Consider the following 13,838-nt stretch of genomic DNA (forward strand, 5'->3'; position numbering starts at 1 on the left):
AAGGCCTTAACAGGTACACAATACGGCGGGCCAAAAGCTCGCCGTTTTTGTTAAAATACTTTCGTAAGTGTCGCGGCAAAGCGCGCACCCGCAAAGCCACTATTTGTATGGACTGACTGTGCATTCAAGTTGGTTTCGGTATAATTTACCGATCCATACCAGCCATTTTTAGCCGCCGTTATACCCAGCTTCCAGTCCCTGTACCCTTCAAGATCAGAGCCTGAGAAACCATAAAACCCGATATGAGGCGAGGCAGAAACCGTAACCCCCCTAAACTGTGCAAGAGGCACGCTAGCACTTAGGTATTTATAAAAACTTTCACCCCCTAAATGATAATTGGGGGAATAAAAAACCCCTGCTGCTGCCCAACCACCCTGTTTAAAACCATAGGTAAGCGATGTTTTAAACTCTGTTACATCAAGGCTTTGTTCTGACGGCCTTATCTGGTGTAACACAGCTGCCTCAAGATTTACACGGCCCCAAACAGGCGTATCAATTCCCGCAAAAATATCAGCCTGTAGAGAGGTATCAGTGCCAACACCGTAATCAAGGTTAGAAACCCATACGCCCGCAAACGGGCCCTTTGAATGAATGTATTTCGCCTCTGCCATAAAAGCCGCATTGCCACGGGTCTGTGACACACCGCGCCAGATACGGTCAGTTGCTACGGCCCCGCTAAACGCCCATGTGCCGCCTGTATCATCGGCGGCAAACGCCGTTTGTGCTGCACAAACAATGGCCGCAACCGCCACTATTATATGTTTCATCCGCATCTCCTAGCCAAAGCCATACTTGTACGGCTAACCATGCGTATTTTCTTCACACATTGAATGCACGACCATACAACATGGTCTATAGAAGCTCATGCGCTGCCCATTCTGCTGCTTCTTGCACAACGTCAGATGCGTCCGCACACAGGGTTTTAACAATCGGTAACAGGGATTTATCACCAGAATTCCCTATTGCAATCAAAACATTGCGCACAAACCTATCGCGGCCAATGCGCTTGATAGGGCTACCTGAAAACACTTGCCTGAACGAAGCATCATCAAGAGCGGCAAGATCTGCAAGCGCAGGCGCGCCCAGTTCTGCACGGGCATGAAACGCAGCCTCTGACGCAACTTGGGCAAACTTGTTCCACGGGCAGGCGGCAAGGCAATCATCGCAGCCATAAATTCGATTACCCATAGCCTTTCTGAATTCATGCGGGATCGGGCCCTTATGTTCAATCGTCAGATAAGAAATACAGCGCCCGGCATCAATTTCATACGCTGCAGGAAAAGCATTTGTTGGGCAGGCATCAAGACAAGCGCTGCAACTGCCGCACTGGTCACGGTGCGGGGTATCGGCCGCCAGCTCCATATCGGTATAAATAGCCCCCAAAAAAAGCCAGCTACCATAAGATGTGGATACCATATTTGTGTGCTTACCCTGCCAACCAAGGCCCGCAGATACCGCCAGCGGTTTTTCTGGCACCGGCGCTGTATCTACAAAAACCTTCAACTGGCAGCCGAATTCATCCACCATCCAGCGTGCTAGTGCTTTCAGGCGCTTTTTAATAATATCGTGATAATCTTTACCGCGTGCATAAACAGAAATGTTGCCGACAGACGGTGTGTTCAATAACAAACGCGGATCATCTTTTGGGCCGTAATTGACCCCCAGCATAATGACAGAACGTGCCTCTGGCCACAGGTTTTGCGGGTTTTCCCGGTAGTGCAGCCTGTCTGCTAGCCAGTCCATTGTGGCATGACGTTTTAGGGCAATAAACTGGCGAAAACCCTCCATAACAGCGTCGCTTGTGGTTGCCTGAGTAATGCCAAAATCATCGAAACCAAGGCTGCGGGCTGTGGCTTCGATCTGCGCGCGGATGGAGGTATCCGCCGTCATATCAGAAATCCAGTTCGCTGTAATGCGGTGAAGGCGCAAGGCCTTTGATTTTATCAGAGAGAAGAGTGCGCACAGACCGGCGCGACTTTACCCGCACATACCATTCTTTTACGTGGGGCCAGTCTTGCCAGTAAATATTGCCAAAATAATCCGCAACCGAGATGTGGGCAGCGGCGGCGGCATCAGCCATTGTAAACTGCTGGCCTGCCAGATAGTGGCGGCGCTCTACAAGAAAGGTAATATATTTCAAATGAATTTTGAGGTTATGGGCAGCACAGCGAATGGCTTCACTGTCCGGCTCGCCCATACCAAAAAATCGCTTAAACAGCTTTTCTGTAACCAGATGACGGGTTACTTCACTGCCAAGCTTGGTGTGAAACCAACCAACAAGCCGGCGAATTTCATAGCGTTCGTCAGCACTGCCTGTCAGCAGTGCAGGTTCTGGCACCACTTCCTCAAGGAATTCAGCAATTGCCATAACACCAGAATAGGCCTTGCCGTCATCCATCACCAACACAGGTACTTCGCCAGCGGGGTTAAGGGCAAGGAAAGCCGGGCGGCGGTCCCATTCTTTTTCAATACGCAAGTCAAAGCCTATGCGCTTTTCAGCAAGAAGCACACGGACAAATCGGGCGGCAGGACTGAGCCAATGATGATATAATACAGGCATAGGAACTCCTTCTTACACTGTGAAGAAGGAGCCGCCAATGATCAAAATATCAATTTGAAAAAAATCCTTAGGCAATGAGTGCTGACGTAGATTCAACATCACTCACCGGGTGTTCAAGACGCTTCACCATTTCTTTTGGAACAACCTGCAAGAAATGCTCGCGCCTGCTTTCCCAGTTGGCAAGCAATGATGATGCCCAACGTGAATGGGTTTCATGCGCATGTTCTTCAATAAGTGATTTCAGCACATCTTCCCAGTAACTGCTGGCAAGCGGGGCCCAAAGCACCGTATCAGCATTAACACGCTCTTCAAAATCGCCATTTTCATCGTACACAAACGCCATACCGCCTGTCATGCCTGCGCCGAAGTTGTTACCAACACTGCCCAGAATAACCGCAACACCGCCTGTCATATATTCACAGCCGTTCGCGCCGCAGCCTTCAACCACCACCATGGCACCAGAGTTACGTACAGCAAAGCGTTCACCCGCCTGCCCAGCCGCAAACAGCTTGCCCGATGTAGCACCGTACAAAACCGTGTTACCAATAATCGTGTTGTCTTTTGAATTGAAAGACGCCCGGTTTTGCGGCCGAACCACAATGGTGCCACCAGAAAGGCCCTTGCCAACATAATCGTTTGCATCACCAGACACTTCAAGCTTCAGGCCCTGCACGGCAAAAGCGCCAAGCGATTGGCCCGCAGACCCGCGCAAACGCACCGTTACATGGTCAGGCTTTAGCCCCTTCATGCCAAAGGTGCGGGTAATCTCACTTGAAAAACGAGTACCAATAGCCCGCAAGGTGTTTTGCACACTGTAGGTTAGCTGCATTTTTTCACCCTTTGAGAAAACCGCCTGTGCATCCTTGATCATTTGGGCATCAAGCGTATCTGGCACCGGGTTACGTTCAACCATCGTGCAGATACCGCCGCCCTTATGACCACCCACTTGCACCAGCAACGGGTTAAGATCCAAGTCATCAAGGTGATCAGCACCCCTGCTCACCTGATGCAACAGATCCGTGCGGCCAATGATGTCTTCAAGCTTTTCAACACCCAGCTCAGCCAGAATTTCACGGGTTTCTTCCGCAATAAAGCTAAACAGGTTCACAACCTTTTCGGCGGTGCCATCAAATTTAGCACGCAGCTTTTCATCCTGCGTACAAATACCCACCGGGCACGTGTTTGAATGGCACTGACGCACCATAATACAGCCCATTGCAACAAGCGATGCTGTACCAACACCAAATTCTTCCGCCCCTAACATAGCACCCACCACCACATCGCGGCCGGTTCTAATGCCGCCGTCGGTGCGCAGTTTCACACGGTGCCGAAGCCCGTTCAATGTTAGCACCTGATTAACCTCAGCAAGGCCAATTTCCCACGGTGTTCCAGCATATTTGATACTGGTTTGCGGGCTGGCACCTGTGCCGCCTGAATGGCCAGACACCAAAATAACATCCGCATGGGCTTTTGCGACACCTGCCGCAATGGTGCCGATACCAGCCGACGACACAAGCTTCACACAAACCTTTGCAACCGGGTTGATCTGTTTCAGGTCGTAAATAAGCTGCGCCAAATCCTCGATAGAATAAATATCGTGGTGGGGCGGCGGTGAAATAAGCATTACACCCGGCGTTGCATGCCGTAGTTTCGCGATCATTTCCGTTACCTTAAAGCCGGGCAATTGCCCGCCTTCACCAGGTTTTGCACCCTGTGCAATCTTGATTTCAAGCTCTTCGCACGAATTCAAATATTCAGCCGTTACACCAAAGCGGCCTGAAGCCACCTGTTTGATCGGGCTGTTGGCATTATCGCCGTTTTCATACGGTGTATAACGCCTGCTATCTTCGCCGCCTTCACCAGAGACTGATTTTGCACCAATACGGTTCATGGCGATTGCAAGGGTTTCGTGTGCCTCTTTCGAAAGCGCCCCAAGCGACATACCTGGTGTAATGAAGCGTTTTCTGATCTGGGTGATCGATTCTACCTGCTCCAGCGCCAGCGGCTTTGCAGGCCAGCGGAAATCGAGCAAATCGCGTAGATTGACCGGCGGTAAGCTATTAAGCCCACGTGAATATGTCAGGTATTTAGCGTAATTATCGCTGGCCACCGCTTTTTGCAGCAGGTGAATAAGCTGGCCGTCATGACCGTGCACTTCGCCGTCACGCCGATAGCGGTAAAGCCCGCCAACAGCCAGTGTTTCAACACCATCAAGAAAGGCTTTGTTATGCTGTTCCAGAATCTTTTTCTGAATACCGGCAAGACCAATACCGGAAATTTTAGTAGGCATACCGGGGAAAAATTCAGCCACGAGCGAGCGTGAAAGCCCCAGCGCCTCAAAGTTATTACCTCCCCGGTAACTTGAGATAACAGAAATGCCCATTTTAGACATGATCTTCAACATGCCCTGCTCGATCGCCTCTGTTGCGCGCACAACACAGGTTGTAAGGTCATAATCACCAAACAGGCCTTTCGCCTGACGCTCTGCCATCGAATCCTGCGCCAGATAGGCGTTCACAGTGGTAGCACCCGCGCCCACAAGCACAGCAAAATAATGCGGGTCCAGACACTCAGCCGACCGTACGTTCAAGCTGGTAAAGGTTCTAAGGCCTTGGTTTACAAGGTGGGTATGCAAGCCGCCTGTCGCCAAAATCATTGGGATTGGGGCTTTGTTTTCATCGATGTTTTCATCGGTCAAGAACAAATGCCCGCGACCTTCGCGTACGGCATCCTCTGCCTCGCGGCGGATACGGTCTATCGCTTTCCTGAGGGCACCCTTGCCTTCATTGACATCGAATGTGCAATCAATCACCTGCGCGGCATCGCCGAAATGGGTAATAAGTGTGTCCCATTCGCGGTTAGAAATAACAGGGCTGTCATTTACCAGAACACCAGCCTGCGTATGACCTGCATCAAGCACGTTCGCAAAGTTACCAAAGCGGGTTTTTAGGGTCATCACACCCTGTTCGCGCAAGCTATCAATCGGTGGGTTTGTCACCTGACTAAAATTCTGACGGAAATAATGCGATAAATTCCGATAGTGGCTTGAGAGAACCGCAAGCGGGGTATCATCCCCCATGGACCCAATGGCTTCCTTGCCGGTTATCACCTGTGGCTGTAGAATAAGCTCAAGGTCTTCATGGGTGAAACCAGCTACAATCTGCCTTTTGCGCAGCTCCTTACCTGTGAACACAGCGTGTTCTTTACCACGGTACCCCGGCAAATCTGCAAGCGACTTGATGTCGTCCATCCACTCTTCAAACGGCTGCGATTCAGACATATAGTCTTTAATTTCGCCGTCGTGGTAAAACTTGCCTTCCTGTAAATCGAGCGCGATCATCTGACCTGGCCCCAAGCGGCCTTTTTCGCGGATCACTTCCTCGTCTACTTTCACCATGCCCGTTTCAGAGCCAACGATCAGGAAACCGTCGTTTGTGACCGTGAAACGCATCGGGCGCAGACCGTTTCGGTCAAGCCCCGCCACAACCCAGCGGCCATCCGTTGCCGCCAAGGCTGCCGGGCCATCCCACGGTTCCATCACACTGTTTGTGTAAGCATACATATTACGGTGAGCTGTTGGCATGCTCGGCTTGTTCGACCACGCTTCAGGCACCAGCATGGTTTTCACCATAGGGGCAGAACGCCCGGCACGCACCATCACTTCAAACACAGCATCCAATGCCGCACTGTCAGAAGCGCCGCGCGGTATAACCGGCTTGATATCTTCAGAATTATCACCAAACGCGATAGACGCCATCCTGATCTGGTGGCTGCGCATCCAGTTTACGTTACCGCGAATGGTATTGATTTCGCCGTTGTGCGCCAGCATGCGGAAAGGCTGTGCCAGCCACCACTGCGGGAAAGTATTTGTTGAATAGCGTTGGTGATAGATCGCATAACTAGAGACAAATTTTTCATCCTGCAAATCAGGATAAAAAGTTGAAAGCTGCTCGGCAAGAAACAGGCCTTTATAGATAACAGACCGGCTGGAAAGCGAGCACATGTAAAAGCCACTTACCTGACTGGCAATAACAGCGCGCTCAATGCGGCGGCGAATAATATAAAGTTCGCGCTCAAAGGTTTCATCGTCTGTACCTTTAGTATTGGCAATCATAACCTGTTCAATTTCAGGGCGTGTCGCTTCTGCCTTTTCGCCAATAACAGACACATTCACCGGCACCTGACGCCAGCCATAAATAGTATAGCCAAAATTCAGAATCTCTGTTTCCACAATCGCACGGCAGGTTTCCTGCGCAGACAGGTCAACACGCGGCAAAAACGCCATACCAACAGCGAGACGGCCATCTGAGGGTATATGGCCCGTTGCACGAACGTGTTCCTTGAAAAATTCTTGTGGAATTTCAAGGAGAATGCCCGCGCCGTCACCAGTTTTACCGTCTGCATCCACCGCGCCCCGGTGCCAAATGGCCTTTAGGGCCTCAATGCCCATCAGCACAACATCGCGGCTTGGCTGGCCATTTAGCGCTGCCACAAGCCCTACACCACAGGAAGAATGCTCATCAGCGGGATCATAAAGGCCCTGTGGACCCGGCACATGTTCGTTATATTCGTGTATCATCTAACAGTCCCCGATTATGCCGCTTTGGATTTTGCTTTTTGCGCGCGCAGGAATTTTTTAATGGATGTTGCAGCATCGCGGCCATCACGAATGGCCCAAACTACAAGCGAAGCACCCCGTACAATATCACCCGCTGCAAACACACCGTCGATGTTGCTCATCATAGTGGCATGATCAACCGTGACCGTACCCCAGCGTGTAACACGCAGTTCTGGTGCACCAAACAAAGCGGGCAGGTCTTCCGGTTCAAAACCAAGGGCCAAAACTGCCAGTTCGCAGTCTAGATCAAAGGCACTACCCGGTACAGGCTCTGGCGCTTGGCGGCCTGTCGCATCAGGCGCACCAAGCCGCATGCGATATGCCCGTACTTTCTCTACATTTTCGTCGCCGAGGAAAGCTTCTGGCCCAGAAAGCCAGACAAATTCAACACCTTCTTCTTCGGCGTTTTGCACTTCCCGCACAGAACCAGGCATGTTAGCCCGGTCGCGTCGATACAGACATTTTACAGACTTGGCACCCTGACGCACAGCAGTACGTACACAATCCATCGCAGTATCACCGCCACCAAGAACAACCACGTTTTTGTCTTTGGCATCCAGATTACCATTTTCAAACTCTGGTACCGTGTCGCCAAAGCCTTTACGGTTAGACGCCGTTAAATAATCCAGTGCTTCCCGAATGTTACCAAGGCCCACACCCGGCACCTTAAGGCCGCGCGCACGGTATACACCGGTTGCTATCAGCAAGGCATCATGCTTTTCACGCAGGTCTGCAAGGCTTGCATCATTACCAATTTCAAAATCCAGATGAAAAGTAATGCCAGATTGCTCAAGCCTGCCGGTGCGGCGGCCCACCACGTCTTTTTCAAGTTTAAAACCAGGAATACCGTAGACAAGAAGCCCGCCCGCACGGTCGTGCCGGTCATATACATGTACCTGATAGCCGACTTTTCTCAGCTCTTCAGCTGCTGCAAGGCCCGCAGGCCCCGCACCAATAATACCAACCGACTGGTCAAGCTCTACCTCAGGGGTAATAGGCTTTACCCAGCCATTTTCCCATGCGGTATCCGCTATATATTTTTCAACACTGCCAATGGTAACCGCGTTAAAATCTTTCTCGATAACGCAGTTGCCTTCGCACAAACGGTCTTGCGGGCAAATACGACCACAAATTTCCGGCATATTGTTGGTGGAGGCTGCCATTTCATAGGCATCTTCAAGCCTGCCTTCTGCCGTAAGCCGCAGCCAATCGGGAATGTTATTCCCAAGCGGACAGTGAATATGACAAAAAGGTACACCACACTGTGAACACCGGCTTGCCTGCTCTTTGGCGCCTTCCGTGTCAAACTCAGCATAGACTTCATCAAAGTCGTGCAGGCGCTTTGCAGCCTCGCGCTTGGTCGGCATACGCTGTTCAATGGAGACAAATTTTAAAAGGTCTTCAGCCATGTTTAACCCTTGTATTGCACCGTCAGAAAATTTCGGCATACCGCACTGTGCGAATGTCGATACAGGCCCTGAACATGTGTGTAATTCTGTATCTGCGAATCTTAACTTTGGCGTACTATAACCACAAAAATCCCAAAGATCACGCAAAAAACGCACACTATGTCAGTATTACTGTCTTATATTAAGTTTTTTTATAGCTTCTTCACCCTATACAATGCCATGTCATGCCATAATAGTACCATACTGATACTATTATTTTCACAAATGCTGCTCGCGCCGCCCTCAATGCCTTGCTATAGAAAAGACTCGGCCCGGTTATAGATTTTCCGAAAGGTAACGGTGTGACCCTACTTCAGCTGCTTATTCTTGCTCTTGTTCAGGGCATCACTGAATTCCTGCCCATTAGCTCATCCGGGCATCTTATTCTTATACCCGCGCTCACCGGCTGGCCCGATCAGGGCCTGATGATGGATGTGGCGGTGCATATTGGCACGCTTGCGGCGGTGCTGCTGTATTTTTGGCGCGATAGCCGGGGCCTGTTTCTGGCTGGGCTAGGGGCTGTGGGTGTTGCCCCTGCAAAACGCGCCGTTGAAGGCACACCCTATGCCCGGCTTTTTTGGGCGCTGGTTATTGGTACAATTCCGCTGGTGATTGTGGGCGGGCTGTTTGTGGCAACTGGTGCTAATGACTATCTGCGCACCCCTGTTGTCATTGCCAGCACCTCTATTCTGTTTGGTCTCTTATTATACTGGGCAGATAAACACGGCGCGACAGACAAAACGCTGGAACGCATGGCCATTAAGCCCGCGCTTATTATCGGGGCGGCACAGGTGCTGGCCCTTATCCCAGGCACCAGCCGGTCTGGCATTACCATGACAGCGGGGCGCTACCTTGGGTTCAACCGGGTTGAGGCAGCGCGCTTTTCCATGTTGATGTCTATTCCTGCGATTATCGCCTCTGGGGCTGCCACTATTTTAAAAGCACTGTCTGACGCCACCGCTGCCATGTGGCTGGATGCAGGGGTCGGGGCCGCACTTTCCTGCGCTGCAGCCCTTGTGGCCATTCATTTCCTCATGCGCTGGCTTGAGCATGCCAACATGACCCTTTTTGTTGTCTACCGGGTCGTGCTGGGGCTGATTCTGCTGGGATTGATAGCCGCTGGATGGGTTTAAAAAGGCAAGGGCTGCGTTAAACATTAAGAATATCGGCCCGTTGCAGCATATCGCTTGACAGAAGCGCGTGATTAACGCTAAACCGCCCGAACCAATTTTAAGCGTGCCCTGATGGCGGAATTGGTAGACGCGCTAGCTTCAGGTGCTAGTTCTCGTATGGGAGTGGAGGTTCGAGTCCTCTTCAGGGCACCAATATTAACTCATTGAAATGCGTAAGTTATTATGAATTTAAAAAGGTCGTTTTGAGCATCGCCTCATACGGCCTTTTAAATTTTATACCGGATTTATACCGTTCTTATACCACTTATCCTTATTTCAAGGCTTACGCGCTTTTAACTAACAGTCTCATATTGCTTATAACGCGTACTACCTGACAAGATGCCAATGATCAAAATCGCCGCATGATTAGCCTTAATGGCTTCATCCAATGTTACTTCATAGTTATATCTCGCAGATGGGTCGCAATCCACCAATTCAGCATACCTAATTTGCAAGTCCGAATGCCCACATTGAATAGCCTCTTCGACCAATCGCTTGATGTCATGGGTCTTCTTCCACTTAGTTTCGTCTGGCCCATAAAGAATCGTTTTTAGTGATTTCTCCGCAGCTTGAGCCGATGACCATTTAGAAAGGCCATAATCTCTATATTCACCTGTTAATTTATGGGCTGCTGTATTCAGGTCAGCTAAAATTTTCCTAGACGTTTTACCATCCATAAGCAGATAATAAAGGCGAGCAATCTCACGTGCTATCATTTCAACTTGGTCTGCAGCGAAATCCTGCCAAAAGCCAGCGTTAGCTCCTTCGATAAACTCCAAAAGGTTTAATCTGACTGTTCCATAAACTACAGGAAACCGAATTCGAAAGGGTTCACCCCGTATCAAAATCACTGAAAAACCTTCTTGAATAGCTTGATCTACCTTTTGCCCATATTGCTTTCTGTACCAATTCCATACAGCTTCCTTGAGCCAGGCAGGACAATTGAAAAAAGCGACTCCGAATTTGCCCTGTATATCTTCAAAACAAGCAATAGGTCTCTGAGAAACTTGAACTTGCTGCCGACTTAACTTGTCATCAATACTAACTAAGAAGTTATGAAGTTTTGCAGCATCCTGTAGATCAGATAATTTGTCCGCCATATAAAGACTACCCCCGTAGAACTATACATATACCTATTCAGACGTAGCGCATCATACCCGATCAGCTAACTACGCGAACAGCGATATCCTTTAGTTCACAGTCAAAGAACTCACACAACTTATCTAGATTATCAGTAGTCGCATTATAGCCATGTGTATTGATCATGCGCGAGAGGGTCTGACGGCTAATCCCTGTTGCTTTTGAAATTTCATCCATAGGTATGCGACGTTTCTCGGAAAATTCCTTATCCGCGATACGTTCTTTCAACAAAAACCTAATCATATGAAACCTCCAAAACCCTTAGTTCTGTAGCTACCACAGGACCTTTGTATCGTCAAAATTAAATTATGTACCATAAACTTTACAAAAAATGTTTGACATTAAATGTCTCATATGTATCATATATTTTACATTATAAACAAATATGTTTTACGGAGCATGTAATGACATACACCTATCTAACAACAGAAGAGCTAGCTGACCGGATCAAATATGACGTCCGGACGATTCGGAATTGCTTGAAAGATTCAGTTCTACTTGAGGGAGTTCACTATATCCGCCCATTCGGCGGACGAAAGATTCTCTACAAATGGGAACAAATTGAAAAAGACATGAGCGGCGCACCTTCCGTAAGCCGTTTGATGCAATCTGTTATGGCTTAAAGGTACAATCCAATGGCTACTATCGCAGAATGTAACGGCAAACTGCTATTTGATTTCAGGTACAAAGGCATCCGGGTGAAAGAATACACACCCTTACCTGACACGCCTGCTAATCGTAAGAAAATGCAAATGATCATGGATCGGATTGAAGCTGAGATCCTATTAGGGACATTCGATTATGCTCAATACTTTCCCAACTCTAAAAGAGTAGAGAAATTCAAGGTTCTTGAAAACCGCATCGCTTGTGCGCGCTCTGACATGCCGACATTTCGGGAGTTTACAGAGGTCTGGTTTCTCGAAAAACAACCAGAGTGGCGCAATAGTTATATCCTCAATATCCGGCAGACGCTGGATAAATACCTGCTGCCTAAGTTTGGCGATAAAGAGCTGGATATGATCACAAAGGCTGACATTCTGGCCTTCCGGAGTGACCTTGTCCGGCAGGACGGCCTGAAGGGCAGGAAGCTCTCGGCCTCACGCATCAACCATGTGCTGATGCCGGTGCGGCAGATTATGGAAGAAGCGGCAGACCGCTATGACTTCCAATCCCCTTACCGGAACATCAAACCCCTCAAAGTGCCGCGCTCTGATGTGGAGCCATTCACGCTTGAAGAGGTGCAGCTTATTCTGGAGCATATCCGAAGGGACTTTAAAGCCTACTATAGCGTGCGCTTTTTCACTGGCCTGCGAACTGCCGAGATCGATGGCCTCCCGTGGGACGCGGTTGACTTTGAGCGGCGGCAAATCCTTGTGAAGCAAGCAATTGTGAACCGGGAGATTGTGCCCACCAAAACGGACGGCTCTTACCGCACCATTGATATGTCCAAGCCTGTTTATGAAGCCTTGCGTGAACAACGGAAGGCTACCAAGGGTGAAACCTATGTGTTCACGAACGGCGCCGGGCAACCCCTCAGGCATAATGATGTCACCAAGAAGGTTTGGTATCCGATCCTGCGGCTTTTAGGCCTCAAGAAACGGCGCCCATACCAGACGCGCCATACAGCTGCGACCCTGTGGCTGGCATCAGGCGAAAGCCCGGAGTGGATCGCCCGTCAGATGGGCCACGCGACCACAGAAATGCTGTTCACGGTTTACTCGCGCTATGTGCCGAACCTTGTGCGGCAGGATGGCAGCGCCTTCGAGACTTTCCTGAAATCAAAACATGAGGTCAACAACGGCCCGAGTCACGACACCGAGGATAGAAATGAGTAGCACTATGCAAACGACCAACAGCGAGACATTGAACCACGAGCTACTGGTTGCCCTCAGCAAAACAGTCCTTAAAAAGTGGGGGCTGGACGAAGGGCTGATTCACGGGATGCTGGTTGGTGCCAGCTTTGAGGAGATGAGCGGACTCATTACCCTGAACCGGTTGCTGCGGGAGCAGCTTGGATCATACAAGTTCTTAGAGTATTGGCTCATGCAGCCAGCTTTTTACCTGCGCGGTATCAGCCCCATTCACCATATCCACAGCATCGGCCTTCCCGCCTGCCCGGACATTGCGCTTGCCTTCCATATCAGCGTGGCCAGCCGCGATAGCGGGTTAACGCATGTGCACTGAAGGATAAGCTAATGAGCAGCGCTAACCTTACAGAAACGGAACCGATACAGCCTGAGGCTAAAAGGCAGGGTTGGCTAAGGCGTCCCCTCTTCAAGAAAGTCGCCTTGCAGTATCTGATTGCCTGCAATGCTGAGGTGATCAGCAACCTCTTTGAAGCTGTCGTCAAGGCAAGCGTGAAAGCCATTGATCATATGATGGAGTTACTATGAAGAAGACCCAATCACCCCGCAGTCTTGATGATATAGAAACACGCAAGGCTATCTCCAGCACGGCAGTGAAGGCTTTTATCGGTATTATGGATACATGGGATGCCTCTACTGATGAGAGATGCGCCATTATGGGGGGTCTTTCCGAAGAAACTTACCAGAAATGGACTGAGGGCAAAGTCGGCACGCTTACCCAAGACCAGCTAGAACGTATCGGCCATATCCTTGGCATCCATAAAAACCTATGCTTACTCTTCAGCGAGGAAGCTGGCCGCATGCGCTGGTTCAAAAGCCCTAACCATGACGGGGTATTTCAAGGTAAATCTCCATACCAACTGATAGCAAGCGGCAAAAAGATTAACCTCAGCAATATTAGGGCCTATATTAAAACCATAATGTGGGTCCAAAAATACTAGCAAACCACGCGAATACATCTTACCTCGCCAGCAAGACTTGTGCCACGTGCGGACAGAAGACTTAGACAAAAAAACACCAGCGGTCCTAGGGGGC

Annotated in this window: 13 protein-coding genes and 1 tRNA gene; 7 read left to right on the forward strand and 7 right to left on the reverse strand. The window is 49.8% G+C overall.

The window, feature by feature from the left end:
* Nucleotides 1-50 precede the first annotated feature (50 nt).
* The 5 genes from ICL80_RS01395 to ICL80_RS01415 all read right to left on the reverse strand — a co-directional run bounded on the left by ICL80_RS01395 (nucleotide 51) and on the right by ICL80_RS01415 (nucleotide 8,587).
* Entirely contained in the window at nucleotides 51-767 is a 717-nt protein-coding gene (locus ICL80_RS01395) for a TorF family putative porin (protein ID WP_194214354.1), read from the reverse strand.
* A gap of 85 nt (nucleotides 768-852) precedes the next feature.
* Nucleotides 853-1,890, reverse strand: a complete 1,038-nt coding sequence (gene queG / locus ICL80_RS01400) for a tRNA epoxyqueuosine(34) reductase QueG (protein ID WP_194214355.1) — start codon at nucleotides 1,888-1,890, stop codon at nucleotides 853-855.
* A gap of 1 nt (nucleotide 1,891) precedes the next feature.
* Complete coding sequence (locus ICL80_RS01405; RefSeq protein ID WP_194214356.1) at nucleotides 1,892-2,560, reverse strand: glutathione S-transferase family protein; 669 nt, start codon at nucleotides 2,558-2,560, stop codon at nucleotides 1,892-1,894.
* A gap of 67 nt (nucleotides 2,561-2,627) precedes the next feature.
* Nucleotides 2,628-7,139: a glutamate synthase large subunit gene (gene gltB / locus ICL80_RS01410; protein WP_194214357.1), complete on the reverse strand. Its 4,512-nt coding sequence runs from the start codon at nucleotides 7,137-7,139 to the stop codon at nucleotides 2,628-2,630.
* Nucleotides 7,140-7,153: 14 nt separating this feature from the next.
* Complete coding sequence (locus ICL80_RS01415; RefSeq protein WP_194214358.1) at nucleotides 7,154-8,587, reverse strand: NAD(P)-dependent oxidoreductase; 1,434 nt, start codon at nucleotides 8,585-8,587, stop codon at nucleotides 7,154-7,156.
* A gap of 341 nt (nucleotides 8,588-8,928) precedes the next feature.
* Here ICL80_RS01415 and ICL80_RS01420 point away from each other — a divergent pair, with 341 nt between their 5' ends.
* Together ICL80_RS01420 and ICL80_RS01425 are read left to right on the forward strand one after the other, a co-directional pair.
* On the forward strand, nucleotides 8,929-9,759 hold the full coding sequence (locus tag ICL80_RS01420; protein WP_194214359.1) for an undecaprenyl-diphosphate phosphatase: 831 nt from the start codon (nucleotides 8,929-8,931) through the stop codon (nucleotides 9,757-9,759).
* Between the two features lie 105 nt (nucleotides 9,760-9,864).
* Nucleotides 9,865-9,951 (forward strand) — tRNA-Leu (locus tag ICL80_RS01425).
* Nucleotides 9,952-10,091: 140 nt separating this feature from the next.
* Here the strand turns inward: ICL80_RS01425 and ICL80_RS01430 are convergent.
* Both ICL80_RS01430 and ICL80_RS01435 read right to left on the reverse strand, forming a co-directional pair.
* Nucleotides 10,092-10,898 (reverse strand): HEPN domain-containing protein, encoded by an 807-nt coding sequence (locus tag ICL80_RS01430; protein WP_194214360.1) that lies wholly within the window; start codon nucleotides 10,896-10,898, stop codon nucleotides 10,092-10,094.
* A gap of 61 nt (nucleotides 10,899-10,959) precedes the next feature.
* Nucleotides 10,960-11,181, reverse strand: a complete 222-nt coding sequence (locus ICL80_RS01435; RefSeq protein WP_194214361.1) for a helix-turn-helix domain-containing protein — start codon at nucleotides 11,179-11,181, stop codon at nucleotides 10,960-10,962.
* Nucleotides 11,182-11,342: 161 nt separating this feature from the next.
* Between ICL80_RS01435 and ICL80_RS18260 the strand changes: the two genes are divergently transcribed.
* The 5 genes from ICL80_RS18260 to ICL80_RS01455 are packed head-to-tail and all read left to right on the forward strand — an operon-like array spanning nucleotide 11,343 to nucleotide 13,744.
* Entirely contained in the window at nucleotides 11,343-11,561 is a 219-nt protein-coding gene (locus ICL80_RS18260; RefSeq protein ID WP_380082466.1) for a hypothetical protein, read from the forward strand.
* A gap of 12 nt (nucleotides 11,562-11,573) precedes the next feature.
* Entirely contained in the window at nucleotides 11,574-12,773 is a 1,200-nt protein-coding gene (locus ICL80_RS01440; protein ID WP_194214362.1) for an Arm DNA-binding domain-containing protein, read from the forward strand.
* The gene (locus ICL80_RS01445; RefSeq protein WP_194214363.1) at nucleotides 12,766-13,122 is read left to right on the forward strand and encodes a hypothetical protein; all 357 of its coding nucleotides are present in this window, start codon (nucleotides 12,766-12,768) and stop codon (nucleotides 13,120-13,122) included. Before ICL80_RS01440 ends, ICL80_RS01445 begins: the two co-directional genes overlap by 8 nt.
* 11 nt (nucleotides 13,123-13,133) lie before the next feature.
* Nucleotides 13,134-13,331: a hypothetical protein gene (locus tag ICL80_RS01450; RefSeq protein ID WP_194214364.1), complete on the forward strand. Its 198-nt coding sequence runs from the start codon at nucleotides 13,134-13,136 to the stop codon at nucleotides 13,329-13,331.
* Nucleotides 13,328-13,744: an antitoxin Xre-like helix-turn-helix domain-containing protein gene (locus ICL80_RS01455; protein ID WP_194214365.1), complete on the forward strand. Its 417-nt coding sequence runs from the start codon at nucleotides 13,328-13,330 to the stop codon at nucleotides 13,742-13,744. The genes ICL80_RS01450 and ICL80_RS01455 overlap by 4 nt, the downstream gene beginning before the upstream one ends.
* Nucleotides 13,745-13,838: the final 94 nt, after the last annotated feature.

Origin of the sequence: Kordiimonas pumila (assembly GCF_015240255.1) — a bacterium.
In the GTDB taxonomy this organism is placed as follows: Bacteria; Pseudomonadota; Alphaproteobacteria; order Sphingomonadales; family Kordiimonadaceae; genus Kordiimonas; species Kordiimonas pumila.